This is a genomic window from Halorubrum lacusprofundi ATCC 49239 (assembly GCF_000022205.1).
Taxonomy (GTDB): Archaea; Halobacteriota; Halobacteria; order Halobacteriales; family Haloferacaceae; genus Halorubrum; species Halorubrum lacusprofundi.
Window position 1 is genome coordinate 2,079,033 of the sequence record NC_012029.1, and the last position, 18,287, is coordinate 2,097,319.

Here is an 18,287-nt window from a genome sequence, read left to right on the forward strand (position 1 = left end):
TCGGCAGGCTTTCGGCGCTCGTCTTCTCGTTTGTCGTCTCGCCCGGTCATCTGATCCCGTGATCTGATGAGACGATATGTATTATATATTACCTATTATCAACTATCTCCCCCTCGAACACCGGTACTGTCTAGGGGGACGTTTAACCGGGGGCCGGCGAACGTGTGGCTATGGACCCAGACGTGGATCGGTTTGGCTCCCGGCGGTCGACGGTGTACGGACAGCGCGGCGTGGTCGCCACGAGTCAGCCGCTCGCGAGCGAGGCGGGGATCGAGGTGTTACGCGACGGCGGGAACGCGTTCGACGCCGCGGTAGCGACCGCCGCCGCTCTTAACGTCGTCGAGCCCACGTCGACAGGGCTGGGCGGGGACGTGTTCGCGCTGTACCGCACCGCCGACGGCGAGGTCGGCGCCATGCGCGCCTGCGGCGGCGCGCCCGCCGACGCGACGGTCGAGAACGCCCGGGAGGCACTCGCGGCCGACGATAACGTCGACGGCGACGACCCGATCGAGGTCGAGATGCCGGAAACGGGAGCGCAGACGGTCACCGTCCCGGGAACTGCGCGCGGATGGGAGGCGACCGCCGAGCGGTTCGGCGAATTCGGCCTCGACCGACTCCTGCAGCCGGCGATCCGCTACGCGACGGAGGGATACCCGGTCAGCGAGGTGATCGCGGACGCGTGGACCCACGGCGAGGACCTGTTCGAGAGCGACCACGCCCGTGAGGCGTACCTCTTCGGTGGCGAGTCGCCCACGGTCGGCCAGCGGGTGACCCTCCCGCGGCTTGGTGAGTCGCTGGCGCTGATCGCCGAGGAGGGCGCCGACGCCGTCTACGAGGGCGAGATCGCCGAGTCCATCGCGGAGGAGGTACAGGCGGCGGGCGGCTTCATGACGGTCGAGGATCTGGCGGACTTCGAGGTGGAGTGGCCGGAGCCGGTCTCGACGACGTACAACGGCGCGGAGGTGTACGAGCTCCCGCCGAACAACCAGGGGCTCATCGCGTTGGAGGCGCTCAACGTCGCGGCCGAGGTGGGCGCCGGCGAGTACGACTACGACGCTCCCGAGCGCGTCCACTACTTCGCGGAGGCGCTGAAGGTCGCCTTCCACGACGGCCACCGTTACATCACCGATCCGGCGTACGAAGAGATCCCACCGCTTGCGTCCGCGTCGTGGGCGAAGCGGCGGGCCACTGAGGTCGGCGAGATGGCCAACCACGACGTGGGCTTCGGTATCCCAGACGCGAACGCGGAGGATGCCGACACCGTCCTGCTGACGGTTGCCGACGACGAGGGGAACGTCGTCTCGTACATCAACTCGCGGTTCGCCGGGTTCGGCTCCGGGCTCGTCGCGGGCGAGACGGGGATCGCTCTCCAGAATCGCGGCTCGTCGTTCTCGCTCGACCCGGACCACCCGAACCGCCTCGAACCGGGTAAGCGGCCGTTCCACACGCTGATTCCCGGACTCATTCGGTTCGACGAGGACGACTGGGCCGCTTTCGGCGTGATGGGTGGGTACATGCAGCCGCAGGGCCACGTGCAGGTGGTCTCGAATCTCGTCGACTACGGGATGCCGCTCCAGCAAGCGCTCGACGAGCCGCGGTGGCGCTACCGCGAGAGCGGGGAGCTAGCGCTCGAACCCCAAGCAGACGGGGCGATCGCTGCGAAGCTGGCCCGGAAGGGTCACGACGTGTTGACCCTCCCGCCGGCCATGTTCGGCGGCGCCCAGATCGCGCGGTCTCGAGACGGTGTTCTCTCGGCGGCGACCGAGCCGCGGAAGGACGGGAACGCACAAGGGTACTGAGTCTCGGCCAGACGGAATGCTGGCCTTTCATCCGTGCGAGACGGACTCCTGTCACGCCCGGCAGTAGAAAATGATAGATATTTATAATAAACGGCTGTTTTGCGCCGTTCGACGATCGGCGCAGACGCCGGTAGTCGGCAGTTAAAACGGGTTATACTCCCTGAAGTCGGAATCGATCGGTCCGCTGTGGTATTTGTGGGCGTGGATACACTTATAAACACACGTATGGTATGACGTAACAGAATGACGCGAAGAATACAGCGACGCGACGTACTCAGAGGCGCCGGCGCGGCCGGCATTGCGGCAATCGCCGGCTGCTCGACCGAGAGCGGTGACGGCGGCGACGGAAGCGACGGTTCCGACGGTTCCGACGGCTCCGACGGAAACGACAGCGGCGACGGAAGCGACGGAAGCGACGGAAGCGATGGCAGCAGCGCGCCCGACGCCGTGATGGTCGTCGGCTTCCCGGAATCCGGCATCCAGCTGTTCCGCGACTTCTACTCCGGCTTCGCCAGCGACGTGCCCGAACTCGACATCATCGTGCCCGACGGTCTCATCGACTCCGACCTCCCCGGTGAAGTCGACAACGACATGAACAACGTCATCGGGACTGCCCCGTCCGCGGGCGGTCCGGGAGCGGAGTTCTTCACCAGTGCGTACGAGGAGGAGTACGACACCGCGCCTGGCGTGTTCACCGCGCAGGCGTACGACGCGATGGCGGTCGAGATCCTCGCGGCGACCGCCGCGGGCGAGAACAACGGGGAAGCCATCCGCGACCGGGTCCGGACCGTCGCGAACCCCGGCGGCGAGGAGTTCGGTCCGGAAAACCTCCCCGAAGCGGTCGAGACTGTCGCCGCCGGCGACCCCGTCCACTACGTCGGAGCGTCGTCGAGCGTCAACTTCGACGCCAACGGCGACATCGCCACCGCGGCGTACGACGTGCAGGACTTCCAGGACGGAGAGATCGTCACGCTCGACACGCTGGAGTTCGGCAACGAACTCTCGGAGGAGGACCTGAACGCGACGGCGGCGGACCCCGTCGGAATCGACGGCGAGTTCGAGGCGCAGATCGGCGTGCTGATGCCCGAAACGGGTGACCTCGGCTCGCTCGGCGGTCCGATCCGCGACGGCGCGCTGCTCGCCGCGATACAGGTCAACGACGCCGACCTGAACGTCACGGTGAACACCCGCGTGGAGGACACTCAGACCGATCCGCAGGCGGGTATCTCGGGCGCGAATGCGCTCGTCGACGCCGGCTACGGCGCCGTCGTCGGACCGGCCGCCTCGAACGTGAACCTCCAGGTCGCGGACCAAGTGTCAGTACTTCACAAAGCCGCTTAGTTAGAACGTCTGCTTGCTGAAGGTGTGTCTAAAACCAAACAAGCAGACGGTGAGATCCACGAGGACCAGCTTCTTAACTTTCTCGTCAACCGCCTTGACGAGGAAGTTTCGCTCTCGTTAGCCAATAACGCTGAAATCACTGCTGAAGACATCTATGAGGTCCTCGTCGGCGCTTGCGCCGACGGGACCTCTGTCTCTACGCTCTGTGCGTCGAGCCAGAACTCACCCGCTGGGAACACGGTCCTCTACCATCTTCGGACGAAGTTCGAGCCGGAACGGCTCGAACGAGTCGCTAACACGCTCCTGCGAAAGGATCTCGATGAATTGCTCCCCGAACAGGTGGAGGTCTGCGCAGACCTCCACCTGCGGCCCTACTACGGTGACGAAGACGACACAGACGGCCTCTATCACTCGGTAGCGAAGCGTGGAACCACTGCGTTCCACGCCTATGCCACACTCTACGCGCGTGTGAAGAACAAACGCTACACGCTGGCGGTACGCCGTCTCAAAGACGGCGATACCGCAAGTAGTGTCCTCGCTGAGTTCTTCGGTGTCCTCGACGGCCTTGACGCCGGGGTCAAGGCCGTCTACCTTGATCGCGGATTCTACGACAGTAAGTGTCTCACGCTGCTTCAGGCGCACAATTACGCGTACGTGATCCCGATCATCCGGTGGGGTGAGGCGATTCAGCAAGAGCTCTCGGAAGGATGGAGTCGCGTCATTCAGCATGATCTGACGGGGAAACTCGACGGTCACAGCTGGACCGTCGATTTTCCCGTCTACATCGACTGTACGTACCTAAATGGGAAGTATGACGAGAACGGTGTGGCGCGTCACGGCTACGCCGCTGACGCGCCGTTCATCGACTCACCACGGGACGCTCGATACCACTACTCGAAACGCTTCGGTATCGAGTCAAGCTATCGCTTGTTTGAGCAAGCGATAGCGACAACGACAACACGAGATCCAACGGTACGGCTGCTGTACGTGGTGGTGAGTCTCCTCTTACAGAACGTCTGGCGGTACCTTCACTACGAGTATGTGGCGACGCCCCGCCGAGGCGGGCGTCGCCTCTGGTGGTGGCCGTACAAGGAGTTCGTCAATATGATTCGACGAGCTGCGTGGACGGCCCTCGCGGTGCGTCGGGCCGTCCCCGCGAATCGGCCACCTGACGACCGATTCCACCGCTAACCACCGACCGAGCAAGCCAGCGGAGTGAGTGGCGACGCTGTCGCGTCGGCGGCTGACCGCCGCCGACAGCGACAGCTCTCCGTCGATCCGTCCGTAATTCTCTCGTCGAGACCGTCAGTACAACCGCTTCGACACAGAACTCAGGCCGCAGAAACAGCTAGCCGAGGATGCTTTGTGAGGTACTGAGTGTTCATCCCCAACGGCGTCGTCGGCATCTCGCCGTCCTCAACGAGTCCGGACGTAACCGACTTAGACGACAACGGCTACATCTTCCGGACCGCGCCCTCCGACCTCCTGCAGGGCCCGGCGATGGCCGAGCTTGCGAGGGGCGATTTGGTTGGTGCCGAGTCCTCGGGAACGCTGTACCTCAACGACGCCTACGGCCAGTCGCTCGAAGAACAGTACGTGGCCTCCTTCGAGGAGAACGGCGGAACGATCGGGGAGCGCGTCTCCTTCGAGCCGGCGCAGGCGACGTATACCAGCCAGTGGTCGAGCGTGCTGAACCAGTAGTCGTCGCGTAGCCACGGTCGGTCGTCGAGAGTTCCGTTTCCGTTTTTTGAGCCTGTTGAAATCCGATTCTTCGGAGAGTGTCTCGTCCGAAATAGCGGGTCGCTGAGGATTGCGAACTGACCGCAGAGAGTTCTATCAGCAAAAGGTGAGGTGCGGTAGCTGTACAGTCGCTGGCCGAACCCAGCCAGCAAGAGTCATTCGGCAACAATGACATCCTCCTCGCCGTGAACGACGTAGGTATTGAGGAAGAATGTCAATAGTGAAGGCTGTTATCCCCCTAGAGGTCCAATAGAATCGTATGGTGGCCTCCCTGAGGGACCGTCACGGTTCGGTCGCATGGATCCTCGTCGGGGTCCTGATCACAGCGGTGGTGGCGTTCGTTCTCTACTCGTTCGTCGGTGCCATCGTGGTCGGCATCTTTCTCTACTATGCGACACGGCCGATCTACCGATGGATAGACCAATGGACCGAACATCCGGACCTCAGTGCGACGGTTACGCTCCTGACCGTCGGCCTGCCGATTCTCCTCATCCTCGCGTATGCCACATTCGTTGGGATCCGCGAGATTGACCAGTTTTTTGCAATCGCAAATCTCGAACAGCTCAGGACGGTGTTAGAACCCTATGTTGACCTCGTGTCGGGGTCTGAAGAACAAGGGCTATTCGGCATCCTTCGTGACAACGTCTCTAGGGCGCGGGGGTTCGCCAGTTCAGCCACGGTCTGGTTGTTACGTCTCTTCGTCAGCTTCACGCTTGCATTCTACCTCTTGCGGGACGATTACAAAATCGCACAGTGGTTCCGACGGAGCTTCGAGCATCAGCCCGCCGCCGTGACCTTCGTCGAACAGGTAGACGCCGACCTCACGACGATCTACACGGGGAACCTCATTACGATCGGAGCGAGTGGCCTCCTCGCCGTCAGTACCTACTACGTCTTGGACATCATCGCTCCGGCCGGGACGGGCGTCCAATTCCCGTTCCTCCTGGGACTCCTGACTGGAGTGGCCACACTCATTCCGGCCATCGGTATGAAACTCATCTACTACCCCTACACCGGCTACCTCGTCTGGCAAGTCGTGTCTAAAGGCGAGGGTTCACTCTGGTTCCCGGTCGTCTTTTTCCTCGTAACGGTTGTTGTCGTCGACGTCATTCCCGACTTCTTCATCCGGTCGTACGTCTCGAAGGGCGAACTCAACATGGGCCTGCTACTCCTGACGTACGTTCTCGGTGTGGTGGCATTCGGCTGGTACGGGGTATTCTTCGCACCGATTGTACTGGTCGTCTTCATCCACTTCGTGCGGGACATCCTCCCAGTGCTTCTCGGATCGGACGCGACGACACGGTGATGGAAAGCGGTCCATCGGACGACTCTGGTTTCGAACCGCCGTTTTGCGGAAGCTCTTCGAGAGTACCCGCTCCGCTCCCCGTAGTCGATCTGTTGATCGGTACGCCAACCCCCTGCATTGACCGCAGCCGGGTCAGAATGGGCTGAGAATTTCGACAACGTTGTTTTTTAACTTCACAGAGCGAGCGACTCTCCGAACGAACGTCCCGCGAGCCGAACTATCGGTGAGCCGATCACCCGCCGAGGAAGTCCTTCCGCACGTCCTCGTCGCCGAGCAGCACTTCTCCGCGGTCGGTGTAGCGGTTCTCGCCGTTGACGAGGACGTAGCCGCGGTCACAGCGCCGGAGCGCTTCCTTGGCGTTCTGCTCGACCATGAGTACCGCCGTTCCCGAGTCGTTGATCCGGTCGATCCGATCGAACATGTCGGCGACGAGGTCGGGCGCGAGCCCCGCGGAGGGCTCGTCGAGCAGCAGTAGATCCGGATCGAGCATGAGCGCCCGCCCCATCGCGACCATCTGCCGCTGGCCGCCCGAAAGCGTCCCTGCCTTCTGTCCCGACCGCTCTCGGAGGATCGGGAAGCGGTCGTAAATCTCTTCGATCTGGTCTTCGGGGACGCTGTCGAGAATGTACGCGCCCATTTCGAGATTCTCGCGCACGCTCAGACCCGGGAACACGTTGTCGGTCTGCGGGACGAACCCGATCCCCTCGCGGATGATCTGCTCGGGCGCGAGCCCGTGAATCGGCTCGCCCTCGAACTCGACGGTGCCGTCCATGTACGTCGTGAGCCCGAAGACGGTCTTCATCACGGTCGATTTGCCGGCGCCGTTGGGGCCGACGATGGTGACGTACTCCCCGTCGGCGACGTCGAGATCGACGTCAGAGAGGATCTGGAGGTCGCCGTAGCCAGCGTCGAGGTCGCGGAGCCGGAGGATCGCGTCGCCGTCGAGCGTGTGGGTCGTTCCCGCATCAGTGTCGTCCATGTCGGCGGCGACGGGTGTGTCGTCGGAGTCGACAGAGTCGTCGACGGGGTTTTCGTCGACGGAGTCGGCCTCCTCGACGCTCATATGTCCTCCCCCAGGTACGCCTCGATGACCTGTTCGTTGTTCCGTATCTCGTCGCCGGTCCCTTCGGCGAGAACGCTGCCCTGGTGCATGACGATGACGTGTTCGCAGTTGTTCATGATAACGTCCATATCGTGTTCGACGAGGAGGAACGTGTAGCCGTCCTCGCGCAGCTGGTGGATCCGATCGAGGAGCTTCTCCTCTAACGTGGGATTGACGCCCGCGAGCGGCTCGTCGAGGAGAACCACCTCCGGGTCGGTCATGAGCGCGCGCGCCATCTCCAGGAGCTTCCGCTGGCCTCCGGAGAGGTTGCCGGCGTGTTCGGTCGCGAGGTGGTCGATCTCGAAGAAGTCGAGGGTCTCCCAGGCGCGCTCGCGGATCTCCTCCTCCTGTGCGACGACCTCGCCCCGGAGCCCGGGCGTGACCGACCGGATCGCCGACTCGCCGATCTGCCCTTTCGGCGCGAGCATCAGGTTCTCCAGTACGGTCATCTCCGATAACTCGCGGGCGATCTGGAAGGTCCGCACGAGCCCCTTCCGCGCCATCCGGTACGGTTCGAGCCCGGTGACGTCCTCGCCCTTGAAGTAGACGGACCCCGCCGTCGGCTCGTGAACGCCGGTGATGCAGTTGAACGTGGTCGACTTGCCAGCGCCGTTGGGACCGATCAGCCCCGTCAGCGACCCCTGTTCGACCTCGAAGGAGGCGCCGTCGACGGCGGTGACGCCGCCGAAGCGCTTGACGAGTCCCTCGACTCGGAGCGGCGGCGCTCCGGACGGGACGTGCTTTGCCGCCTCCTCGACCGCGCTGTCGTTTGCCTCGGGTTCGTCGGTCGACGCCGCGGTCGCATCTGCTCCGTCAGCGACGTCGGACGCGTCCGGAATGTCGCTACTCATCGGTCTCACCCCCGCTGGGGCGCTCCGAGAGATCGACGGCCGCGGCCGTCTCGATCCGGTCGCCGAGTATCCCGTCAGGCCGTCGGTGCATGATGAACACTAAGATTAGTCCGAGGAAGACGAACTGGAGCGGCGCGATGTTGTCGGTCGCGTACGCGAGGAACGCGGTCGGGTCGAGCGTGACGATCGCGTCCGCGAACGACGAGGGTGTCTCGGCATCGATGACATCCCTGAGCGACGATCCGACACGGCGCGGTCCTTCAAAGAGCACCGTCGCGAAGACGATGCCCCCGAGGACGGCGCCGGCGTTCGAGCCGGACCCGCCGATGATGACGGCGATGAAGACGTAGAAGGTGAGCACGGGCATGAACTGCGGCGTCGGCGAGACGTTACCCTGACTGCCGAACCAGAGGATCCCGGCGAGCCCCATCAGCGCGCAGCCGATAACGAACACCTTGATCTTGATCAGGTCCACGTTCTTCCCGAGCGAGTCGGCGACGAGCTCGTCTTCGCGGATCGCCTTGAGCATCCGACCGAACGGCGACCGGCCGAGCCGTTCGAGCAGGACGTAAAAGGCGATCACGAAGGCGGCGAGAACGGCGATGTACGCCCAGTCGATGATGATCGTGTTGGCGATCCCGAGCCCGTCCTCGCCGAAGGTACCGAAGGCGAGGTCGCCGAGGGCCGTCGGCGTCCCGGCCTGCCCGTCGACGAGGAACAGCTCGCGGATCGGGTTCTGCGGTAGCCCCATGCCGCGGCCGCCGCCGGTGCCGACGCCGAGCGTGTCCCTGAGGAACGTGTCGAACGTGCTCGACTGGAGGAACAGACGGATGATCTCCGACATGCCGAGCGTGACGATCGCGAGGTAGTCGGCCTTAAGCCGGAGGGCCGGGAGCGCCGCGAGCAGCCCGACGACCGCGGCCACCAGCATCCCGGCGACGATACCGACCGGGAGCGGGAGCCCGAAGCCGGGCGGACCGAACGCCGGGTCGGGGGACCGGACGACGATCCCCATCGTGTAGACGCCGAGCGCCATGAACCCGGCCACACCGATGTTGAACAGTCCGGCGTAGCCCCACTGGAGGTTCAACGCAAGTGCGGCGAGCGCGTACACGAGCCCGAGGAACGTCAGCGTCCGCATCAGCCCGACGACGCTGTTGAGGCCGTCGGTGAAGGTGAGCAGGGTCGCGGCGAGGTAGACGAGAAGCAGCGTCCCGATCACGAGCCCGAGGTCGCTCTGCCGGGCGGCGTCGATCAGGGCGGCAGTCGCGCTCTCCGGCGGCTCGTCGGTCGACGGCGACGACGCGTCGCTCATGCGGTCGAAACACCTCCGAAGAGCCCCTCGGGGCGCAACAGGAGCATGGTGATCATCACGGCGAACGCGGCGGCCTGGTTGAAGTCGGACGGGATCCAGACCGTCGAGGTGGTGAAGACGATCCCGATGACGAGCCCGCCGGCGATCGCGCCGTACACCGAGCCGATCCCGCCGAGGATCACGGCCGCGAAGATTAAGAGGAGCAGCAGCCAGCCGAAGTCGAACTGGATCGTCCCGCGGAGCAGCACGTAGAGGTACCCCGAGGCGCCCGCCAGCCCGCCGCCGATGATCCACGTGGCAGTGACGACGCGCTCGGCCGGAATGCCGGTGACGAGGGCGAGGTCCTTGTTGTCGGCCATCGCCCGCATCGCGGTGCCGAGCTTCGTGCGCTGGAGCATGAAGTGCATCGCGAGCATGAGCCCGATCGCGGCGACGACGATGGTCAGCTCGTGAGCGTTGACGGAGAGCCCGAGCGGGTCGAACGCCAGGTTCGAGGCGTCGATGGCCGCCGTGACGCCGCGCCGGTCGGAGCCGTAGACGAACTGGATCACGTACCGGACGATCAGCGCAGCGCCGATCGACGCGATGAGGATCGAGATCCCGTCGCGGTCCCGCATCGGCTTGTAGAACGCGCGGTCGAGCGCCAGCGCGACGGCGGCGGTGGCCGCAAAGGCCACGAGCAGCCCGACGAGTATCGCGACCGGCGTCGAGAGGATGTGCGCCCCGATGTCGCCGGGGGTCGCGCTCCCGGCGTCCCCAACGGTCAGCAGCGCCCGAACCGGGATATCGCCGAATCCGGCGATCAGGAACGCGACGCCCCAGCCGGTGAACGCCCCGGTGCTAAGCAGGTCGCCGTGCGAGAAGTTCGCGAACGAGAGGATGCTGTACGTCATCGAGAGGCCGATTCCGGCGAGCCCGATTACGAGCCCGATCACGACCCCGTTCCAGAGGTTCGAGCCGAGCCGATCGATCGAGATCGCCTCGCCGATCGGGAGAATCGAGAAACCGGCGAGCTTCGCGGCGAGGTCGACGAGCAACAGGCCGCCGAGCAGAACGACGAGGAGAAGCCCCGGCCGGGCCCGCGCCGAGTCGACGATCGACGATTCAGTTGTTCCCATGTGTGCGTCTCACTGACGCAGCGTCAGATACCGAGAGGTAAATAACTCGCTGTTCCGACAAAAGTGGAGACCTCAAATGTCGTTGACAGCAAGGGGCGCGTTCGTGTGTTCGTCTGTTCGTGTCAGTCTCCGCCCGCGGCCCGCGCGTGACGCCGTGCGTCCTCGGGTGAGCGCCCCTCCCGGAGCAGCGCCTCGACGAACAGTTCACCGGCCTTGTACGAGGAGCGGACCATCGGTCCCGAAGCGCAGTAGAGGAAGTCGAACTCTCTCTCGGCGACCGCGCGCCACGTCTCGAAGACATCGGGGTGGACGTACTCGAACACGTCGAGGTGCGAGCGCGAGGGCTGGAGGTACTGCCCGAACGTGACCACGTCGACGCCCACCTCGCTGAGGTCGCCGAGGGTCCGGTACACCTCGTGGTCGTACTCGCCCACGCCGAGCATGAGGCTCGTCTTGGTGTGGATATCGGACTCGCGGCCGACCCGATCGAGGACCGCGAGCGACTGCTCGTAGTCGGCCCGCCGGTCCCGCACCGGCCACTGGAGGCGCTCGACCGTCTCGACGTTGTGGGCGATCACGTCCGGCCCCGCGTCGATGATCCGGTCGATCGCCTCGGGGTCGCCCTGAAAATCGGGGATCAGCGTCTCGACGAGGATCTCCGGGTCGCGCCGCTGGATCTCGCGGATCGTCTCGGCGAAGTGCTCGGAACCGCCGTCCGCGAGGTCGTCGCGGTCGACCGACGTGAGCACGACGTAGTCGAGCCCGATCTCGGCGACCGCGTCCGCGACGTTCTCGGGCTCGTCCGAGTCGAGCGACTTCATCCCGCCCGTCTCCACGTCACAGAAGTTACACCCGCGCGAGCAGCGGTCACCCATGAGCATGAACGTCGCGGTGCCGGGGCCGTCCCGGCCGGACCAGCACTCGCCCATGTTGGGGCAGTTTGCCTCCTCACACACCGTGTGGAGGTCGCGCTCGCGGAGGCGTTCCTTGATCTCCGTGAACCGGGACCCGGACGGGGGGCGCGACTTCAGCCAGTCCGGCTTCCGACGGCCGCGTTGCATACCGGAGCCACGGCGGCCGAGTGCAAAAACGTGAGGGTCCGATCGGCCGTCGGCGCTACAAGTAGTATGCTATCTAACATCAATACCCTTTTATTATCTCCATTAGATACGGAACTATTCGATGCTCGACGTCGACCGCGAGGCGATCACGGACGGGCCGGTGGGGCGAGTGCTCCTGCTACTCGCGGCCCCGCTCGTCGCGCAGAACCTCGTGTACGTCGCGAACGCCCTCGTCGACACGTTCTGGCTCGGCCGGGTGAGCGAGGACGCGGTCGCCGCGGTCGGGCTCAGCCTCCCGATCCAGTCGCTTTTGGGCGCGGCGGTGGTCATCGCCGCCGTCGGGACGCAGATCCTCGTCGCGCAGCGCGCCGGCGGCGAGGATGGTTCGGGCGCGCGACGGGTCGCGGTCAACGGCGCGCTCGTCGCGCTCGCGGTCACCGGAGCGATCGCGGTCCCCGTCGTCGCGTATCCGGAGGAGCTGGTTCGACTCCTCGGCGCGGACCCGGCGCTCGCCGGCACCACCGCGACGTACCTCGCGATTATCGTCGCCGTGCTCCCGGTCGGCGCGGTCGGCGACACGGTGGAGAACTGCTTCACCGCCTACGGCGACACGCGGGCCGTCCTCCACGTGAGCGTCGTCAGCGTCCTCGTCAACCTCGTTGCGGCGCCCGCGCTCATCTTCGGCGTCGGACCGGTCCCGGAACTCGGCGTCGCGGGCGCGGCCCTCGGTACCGTACTCTCCGGCATTGTCGGATTCGTTCACATACTCGCGTACGCCGCGGGGATCGGGCGGGACACGTTCCGGCTCACCCGCGACGCGTTCGCCGTCGATCTCTCTGTCGTGCGCGAGGTCGTGGCAGTCGGGCTCCCCCTCGGTGGCCAGCGCGGAGTGAGCGAACTGGTCCGCGTGCTCGTGGTGAGCCTCGTAGCGATCGCCGGCGGCGCGGCCGGGGTCGCGGCGTACACGGTCGGCGCGCGCGTCGCCACGCTCGCGGTCGTCCCCGCACTCGGGATGCAGCAGGCGGCCCAGTCGATGATCGGCCAGAACCTCGGCGCGGACGCCCCGCACCGCGCCCGGCGGACGACGATGGTCGGCACCAAACTGGTCGTCGTCGGCTTCCTCGCGCTCGGCGCCGTCCAGTTCCTGTTCGCCGGCGCGATCGCCGACCTCCTCGCGCCCGACCTCACCGCGACCGGCCGGTCGCTATCGGTGTTGTATCTACGGATTCTGGCGGTCACCTACTGGGCGCTCGGCGGGACCTACACCCTGCTCGCCGGCTTCAACGGCGCTTCGCGCACCCGAACCTCGTTCGTCGCGGATCTGATCAAGTACTGGGCGATTCGGTTCCCCATCGCCGTCGCCGCGGTGCCCGCCACCGCGACGTTCGGGGCGTTCGGGGCGTTCGGCGTCGCGGTCGCGCCCGGACTCGGCTGGGGAGTTGAGGCCGTCTTCTGGGCGGTCGCCGCCTCGAACGTCGTCGGCTTCCTCGGACTGGGCGCGTACTTCTGGTACACGACGCGGCGGGGGATGTTCGCGAACGCCGCCGAGCGCGCGAGCGGCGGGGACGGTGCGGGCGCGGACCCGGCGGACGACTGAGGGGCGACTCCGGAGCCGATCGATACGGGCCGCTACCGACGCTAGCGCAGATCGCCGCTCTCGACGACCGTCGCGAACTCGCCGTCGAGGTGCGCGAGCGCGACGCGGTGAGACGTGTCGGCGTCGATCGCCTCGCCGTCGTACCCCTCGCGAGCGTGGGTCGCAGTGGCGTCGGCGACGACGGCAACCTCGTATCCCCGATTCTCGGCCATCCGAACCGTCGTCGAGACGCAGTGGTCGGTGGTGAGTCCACAGACGACGAGGGTGTCGTGTCCCCGCTCATGGAGCCACTCGTCAAGTCCCGAGTCGAGGAGGGCGCCGTTGACCGACTTCTCGAAGGTCGGCTCTCCCGCTTCGGGGGCTGTCTCCGGCTTCCACGCGAACCCCGAGGCGTCGGGACGCAGCGGGGAGTCGGGCTCGGTCGAGGCGTGTCGCACGTGCGCGATCGGGCGGCCGGCCTCGCGCCACCGCGCGAGGAGCGCGGCCGCGACCGACTCCGCGTCGGGGTTGTTGCGCTCGCCCCAGCCCGGCTCGTCGAAGCCGGTCTGGAAGTCGATCAGGAGGAGGACGGCGTCGTCGGCAACGCCCGCAGTGCGCTCAGTCATCGCCGGTCCCCGCGATCACGGACCCGGCGTCGTCGTCGGGCGCGGGCGACTCGGCGAGTCGACGCCACGCGCCCGGCTCCAACAGCGCCGCGGGCGCCTTCGGGTGGTTGCGGGTCGGACTCAGGGGACAGATATCCGGGCTCGCGTCGTCGTCCTCGCGGAACAGGTACTGCGTCCACTCGCGGTCGCCCTCGACGCCCCAGTCGCCGAGATCGGCGTGGGGACAGACCCCGTCGTACTCGCCCATGCGCTCGCGGATCGTCTCGCGGGCGTGTTGACCCGCCTCGGTGTCGGCGGTGAGCCCGTCGAAGACGGCTCGCGGCTGGAAAGTGACCTCCAGGCCGACCGGCGAGTATCGGCTCTTTCGCTCGTCGTAGAACGGTGCGCGAGAGGTCGGGAACAGCGGCTCGCCGCCGAAACAGAACTCGAAGCGCGGGGTGTCCGGATCGGTCGGAATGTCGTCGGGCCACGGCTCGGGGTCGTGGACGTGGAGGAACTCGAGGACGTGCCACAGCCGCTCGTGGTAGTGCGACTCACCGGGATCGCCTTCGGGCGGCCGAAAGAAGACCGCCAACGGGGCGCGGTCGGCGTGGTCCGCGTAGGCGTCGAGATACTCGACGAGTACGTCCCGGAGTCGGAGCAGGGCCGCCGGATCGGTGGTCGATTCGCAGGCGGCGTACAGCAGGTCGCCCTCGCGCTCGACCTCGATACCGAAGTAGCAGGGGAACGGCGAGTCGTCGCGCTCGCCGAGCATCGACTCGCGGAAGGTGCGGTAGTGGTCCTGGAGCCACCCGGGCGCGTCGTCGAGCCGATCGTGGAGCGTCTTCTGGTCCAACAGCACGCCCTCGGTGCCGGGCTCGTTCATACGGTTCGTGGGGAACAGACGGGCTTTTGGCTTTCGCTGGTCGCCACCGGTCGGGAAGCGATCGCCGTCACCCCCCGCGCCAGCGGTTTTTTCACCGGGCAGAACCGTAAAACACACATGACCGATCCCGAAACCGACGCGCCCGCCGCGGACGACGGTCCCGTGGTCGTCCTGTTGGACGTGTTGCCCAACGGACGGCCGGACGACGACCGCCCGCAGTACCGGAAGTCGCCGGTCGCGTACGGGCTCGGCACGGACGCATTCCGGCTGTACGAGCTCACGCTCGACGAGGAGGCGGACGTCTCCGTGAGCCACCGGCTTGCGCTCGACGGACCGGCCGTCGGTCGGTACCGCGAGGTGTCGTTCGACGACCTCACCCGGAACGCGGCCGCCGAGATCGAGTACGCGGTCGAGGACATCGTCGAGGGCGATGAGAAGCGGTTCGTCGACTTCTACAACGAGGCCGGGCCGATCACGCTCCGGCTCCACCAGCTCAACCTCCTGCCGGGGATCGGCAAACAGCTCCGGAACAAGGTACTCGACGAGCGAAAGCGCGGCCCCTTCGAGAGCTTCGAAGAGGTCTCAGAGCGCGTCACCGGGCTCCACCACCCGCGGGAGGTGCTCGTCGAGCGGATCGTCGAGGAGATTCACGAGGAGGATCTCAAGTACCGGCGGTTCGTCGGTTACGAGGAGTGAGGCGCGCGGCCGATACCGGCCCGGGAGCCGCCGACGCCCCCGAAACGAGACTTTTACCCGGAACGGCGGAGTAACGCGGCCATGACTGACTTATCGACGGGCGCTGGCGCGGCGTACGGGGACCGCGACCCCGACGCGCTCGCCCGGCGGGCCGGGGAGCGCGCGAACCCCGACCGCGACCAGCACTTTCTCGTCGACGACCGCGTGCTCGATCGGATTCCCGGGTACCTCCCGGACGACGCCGACACGAGCCACCTCTTAGAGATCGGCGGGGGCGCGGGTGCGCTCACCGACCGGCTGCTGGCGGCGATCACGTCTTCCGCTGACACCGACACCGCTCCCGCGCCCGGCCACCTCTCCGTGATCGAGCGCGACGGCACCTTCGCAGACTTCCTCCGCGAGGAGTTCGCGACCGCGATCGACGACGGCCTCCTCGACGTGATCGAGGGCGACGCGCTCGACGTCGACCTTCCCGATTTTACCGCCTGCGTCGCGAACCTCCCGTACGGCGTCTCCTCGGAGATCGCCTTCCGCCTGCTCCCCGAGGGAAAGCCGCTCGTGTTGATGTTTCAGGCCGAGTTCGCCGAGCGCATGGTGGCGTCGGCCGGCGAGTCGGAGTACGGCCGGCTCTCCGTGTCCGCCCAGCACTACGCCGCCGTGGAAATCGTCGAACGCGTTCCGAAGGAGGCGTTCGACCCCCAGCCCGCGGTCGAGAGCGCCGTCGTCCGGTGTCTCCCCCGCGATCCCGACTACGAGGTGGGCGACGAGGCGTTCTTCCTCCGGTTCGTGAAGGCACTGTTCACCCAGCGGCGCAAGACGGTCCGGAACGCGATCCGGAACACCGGCCACATCTCCGGGCTCGACGACCCGGAAGCCGTCGTCGACGCCGCCGACGAGGACCTGCTCCGCCAGCGACCGGGCGATCTGGAGCCGTCGTCGTTCGCGGCGCTGGCCGAACTGGCCCGCGAGCACGGGTCGCCGACGGAGGTCTGATCCGATGACCTGGGCGGAGGATCCGGTCGCCGACGGAGAGGAACCGTGATCGCGGTCGTCCTCACGCAGTTCGCGACAGCTCTCCTCGGCCCCCTCGCGCAGTTCGCGACGGCTCTCCTCGGCCCCCTCGGTGACATCTACGGGGTGGTGACGGGGAACGCCCAGCGCGTCGCAGTCTCCGCACTGATCGTCGCCGCCGTGCTCGTCGTTCGACTGCTCACCGGGTGGCTAAAACGGCGGAACGGGGAGCTCTCCTCGGTGCGGCGGCTCCTGCTGTCGATAACGGTCGCCGGAGCCACCGCAGTCGGCGCGCTCTCCCTGCTCGTGGTGTGGGACCGCAGCGGGGCGCTCCTCGACGCGTACGAGTCGGCGGCGATCGCGGACCAGCTGTCGAACGTCGTGCTCGCGGTAGTGCTCTTGGCGAGCGCCTATGCGGTCACGGACTTCCTCGGGGGCGTCATCCGCGAGATCTCTGCCGAGAGCACGGTGCTCACCGATCACCAAGAAGAGGTGATCCGGCGGCTCGCCCAGATATCGGTGTACACCTTCGCGCTTTTGGTCGTCGTCGGACTGTTCACCGACAACGTCGGTGGCCTCCTCGTCGGTGCCGGGTTCCTCGGGATCGTGGTCGGCATGGCGGCCCGCCAGACGCTCGGCGCGATCCTCGCCGGCTTCGTGTTGATGTTCTCCCGCCCGTTCGAGGTGGGCGACTGGGTCGAGATCGGCGACCACGAAGGGACCGTTACGGAGATCTCGATCATGAGCACCCGCCTCCGGTCGTTCGACGGCGAGGTGATTACGCTCCCGAACGACGACGTGCGATCGGGATCAATAATCGACCGGTCACGCCGGAACCGCTACCGGATCGAGATCGAGGTCGGCCTCGACTACGACACCGACATCGAACGCGCGGCGACGGTGATCGAGGAGACCACCACCGAGGTCGAGGACGTGGCCGCGATGCCCGAACCGAACGCCGTGACGAAGCGGTTCGGCGACTCGGCGGTCGTGCTCGGACTCCGCTACTGGATCCGGAACCCCAGCATGCGCAAGCGCTGGCGCACGCAGACCGCCGCGATGAACGCGATCAAGCCGGCGCTCGACGAGGAGGGGATCGTGATCCCCTTCCCGCAGCAGACGCTCTCCGCGCGGGATGTGGACGCCTCCGGCCCACAACTGGACGCGTCAGTCGAGGGGCGCGCGGCGACGCGCGGCGGGTCCCACTCGGGCGAGGACGATGGCTCCGACGCCGAGAGCGACACCGAAGGATCGGGGGAGTCGGGCCGATGACCGGGGACGATCGCGACGCCGGCTCCGGTCTCGCAGAGCGACGCGGCCTCGACGAGGCCGTGGTGTACCAGCCGGCCGAGGACTCCGGGCTCCTCGCAGAGGCGGCCCTTGAGGAGGCGCACGGACGAGTGCTGGAGGTCGGCACGGGCTCGGGATGGGTCGCCCAGCAGATCGCCGAGGAGCGCGGGCTCGACACGGTCGGCAGCGACCTCAATCCGCACGCGGCGCGACAGGCTCGCGAGCGGGGCGTCGAAGGGGTTGTCGCCGACCTCCTCTCCCCGTACCGGGCGGACGCGTTCGACACGGTGTGTTTCAACCCCCCCTATCTCCCGACCGACCCGGACAACGAGTGGGGCGACTGGATGGAACACGCGCTCTCGGGCGGCGAGTCGGGCCGCGAACTCATCGAGCCGTTCCTCGACGACGTGGGGCGCGTCCTCGCGCCGGGCGGCGTCGTCCTGCTTCTAGTCTCGTCGCTGACGGGGTACGACGAGGTGCTCGCTCTCGTGGAGGACGCCGGGTTCGCGGCCGAGCCGGTCGTCGAGGAGTCGTTCCCGTTCGAGACGCTCACGGTGTTAGCGCTGCGTCGGGCGTGAAGTGGGCGCTCT

The 18,287-nt window shown here is 66.5% G+C and carries 15 protein-coding genes and 2 pseudogenes; 10 read left to right on the forward strand and 7 right to left on the reverse strand.

Annotated elements, in window-relative coordinates; all coding sequences use genetic code 11:
* Nucleotides 1-170: 170 nt before the first annotated feature.
* The 5 genes and pseudogenes from ggt to HLAC_RS10415 all read left to right on the forward strand — a co-directional run bounded on the left by ggt (nt 171) and on the right by HLAC_RS10415 (nt 6,186).
* Nucleotides 171-1,799, forward strand: coding sequence for a gamma-glutamyltransferase (gene ggt, locus HLAC_RS10395; protein ID WP_015910792.1), 1,629 nt, complete (start codon nt 171-173; stop codon nt 1,797-1,799).
* A gap of 243 nt (nt 1,800-2,042) precedes the next feature.
* A pseudogene (locus HLAC_RS10400) lies at nt 2,043-3,122 on the forward strand (ABC transporter substrate-binding protein); the annotation flags it as partial.
* 42 nt (nt 3,123-3,164) lie between these two features.
* The gene (locus HLAC_RS10405) at nt 3,165-4,331 is read left to right on the forward strand and encodes an ISH3-like element ISHla1 family transposase (protein WP_009486633.1); all 1,167 of its coding nucleotides are present in this window, start codon (nt 3,165-3,167) and stop codon (nt 4,329-4,331) included.
* Nucleotides 4,332-4,517: 186 nt separating this feature from the next.
* Nucleotides 4,518-4,841, forward strand: a pseudogene (locus HLAC_RS10410) (ABC transporter substrate-binding protein); the annotation flags it as partial.
* 298 nt (nt 4,842-5,139) lie between these two features.
* Nucleotides 5,140-6,186, forward strand: coding sequence for an AI-2E family transporter (locus HLAC_RS10415; RefSeq protein WP_015910794.1), 1,047 nt, complete (start codon nt 5,140-5,142; stop codon nt 6,184-6,186).
* 232 nt (nt 6,187-6,418) lie between these two features.
* On the opposite strand, the gene HLAC_RS10420 is transcribed toward HLAC_RS10415, so the two are convergent.
* The 5 genes from HLAC_RS10420 to lipA all read right to left on the reverse strand — a co-directional run bounded on the left by HLAC_RS10420 (nt 6,419) and on the right by lipA (nt 11,633).
* Nucleotides 6,419-7,249, reverse strand: a complete 831-nt coding sequence (locus tag HLAC_RS10420; protein ID WP_015910795.1) for an ABC transporter ATP-binding protein — start codon at nt 7,247-7,249, stop codon at nt 6,419-6,421.
* Nucleotides 7,246-8,139: an ABC transporter ATP-binding protein gene (locus HLAC_RS10425; RefSeq protein WP_015910796.1), complete on the reverse strand. Its 894-nt coding sequence runs from the start codon at nt 8,137-8,139 to the stop codon at nt 7,246-7,248. The genes HLAC_RS10420 and HLAC_RS10425 overlap by 4 nt, the downstream gene beginning before the upstream one ends.
* Complete coding sequence (locus HLAC_RS10430) at nt 8,132-9,454, reverse strand: branched-chain amino acid ABC transporter permease (protein ID WP_015910797.1); 1,323 nt, start codon at nt 9,452-9,454, stop codon at nt 8,132-8,134. Before HLAC_RS10430 ends, HLAC_RS10425 begins: the two co-directional genes overlap by 8 nt.
* Nucleotides 9,451-10,572, reverse strand: coding sequence for a branched-chain amino acid ABC transporter permease (locus tag HLAC_RS10435; RefSeq protein ID WP_015910798.1), 1,122 nt, complete (start codon nt 10,570-10,572; stop codon nt 9,451-9,453). The genes HLAC_RS10430 and HLAC_RS10435 overlap by 4 nt, the downstream gene beginning before the upstream one ends.
* 122 nt (nt 10,573-10,694) lie before the next feature.
* Nucleotides 10,695-11,633, reverse strand: coding sequence for a lipoyl synthase (gene lipA / locus HLAC_RS10440; RefSeq protein ID WP_015910799.1), 939 nt, complete (start codon nt 11,631-11,633; stop codon nt 10,695-10,697).
* 121 nt (nt 11,634-11,754) lie between these two features.
* Here lipA and HLAC_RS10445 point away from each other — a divergent pair, with 121 nt between their 5' ends.
* The gene (locus tag HLAC_RS10445) at nt 11,755-13,230 is read left to right on the forward strand and encodes an MATE family efflux transporter (protein ID WP_015910800.1); all 1,476 of its coding nucleotides are present in this window, start codon (nt 11,755-11,757) and stop codon (nt 13,228-13,230) included.
* 41 nt (nt 13,231-13,271) lie between these two features.
* Here the strand turns inward: HLAC_RS10445 and HLAC_RS10450 are convergent, their stop codons facing one another.
* Together HLAC_RS10450 and HLAC_RS10455 are read right to left on the reverse strand one after the other, a co-directional pair.
* Nucleotides 13,272-13,835, reverse strand: coding sequence for a cysteine hydrolase family protein (locus HLAC_RS10450; RefSeq protein WP_015910801.1), 564 nt, complete (start codon nt 13,833-13,835; stop codon nt 13,272-13,274).
* A complete protein-coding gene (locus tag HLAC_RS10455) occupies nt 13,828-14,700 on the reverse strand; it encodes a YqcI/YcgG family protein (protein ID WP_015910802.1) in 873 nt (290 codons plus the stop codon). The genes HLAC_RS10450 and HLAC_RS10455 overlap by 8 nt, the downstream gene beginning before the upstream one ends.
* Before the next feature lie 117 nt (nt 14,701-14,817).
* On the opposite strand from HLAC_RS10455, the gene HLAC_RS10460 reads away from it, so the two are divergent.
* From HLAC_RS10460 to HLAC_RS10475, 4 genes are all read left to right on the forward strand, one after another.
* Nucleotides 14,818-15,396 (forward strand): DUF655 domain-containing protein, encoded by a 579-nt coding sequence (locus tag HLAC_RS10460; RefSeq protein WP_015910803.1) that lies wholly within the window; start codon nt 14,818-14,820, stop codon nt 15,394-15,396.
* Nucleotides 15,397-15,477: 81 nt separating this feature from the next.
* Entirely contained in the window at nt 15,478-16,389 is a 912-nt protein-coding gene (locus HLAC_RS10465; RefSeq protein ID WP_015910804.1) for a 16S ribosomal RNA methyltransferase A, read from the forward strand.
* A 45-nt stretch (nt 16,390-16,434) separates the two neighbouring features.
* Nucleotides 16,435-17,679: a mechanosensitive ion channel family protein gene (locus HLAC_RS10470; protein ID WP_015910805.1), complete on the forward strand. Its 1,245-nt coding sequence runs from the start codon at nt 16,435-16,437 to the stop codon at nt 17,677-17,679.
* A complete protein-coding gene (locus HLAC_RS10475; RefSeq protein ID WP_015910806.1) occupies nt 17,676-18,275 on the forward strand; it encodes a HemK2/MTQ2 family protein methyltransferase in 600 nt (199 codons plus the stop codon). The genes HLAC_RS10470 and HLAC_RS10475 overlap by 4 nt, the downstream gene beginning before the upstream one ends.
* Nucleotides 18,276-18,287: the final 12 nt, after the last annotated feature.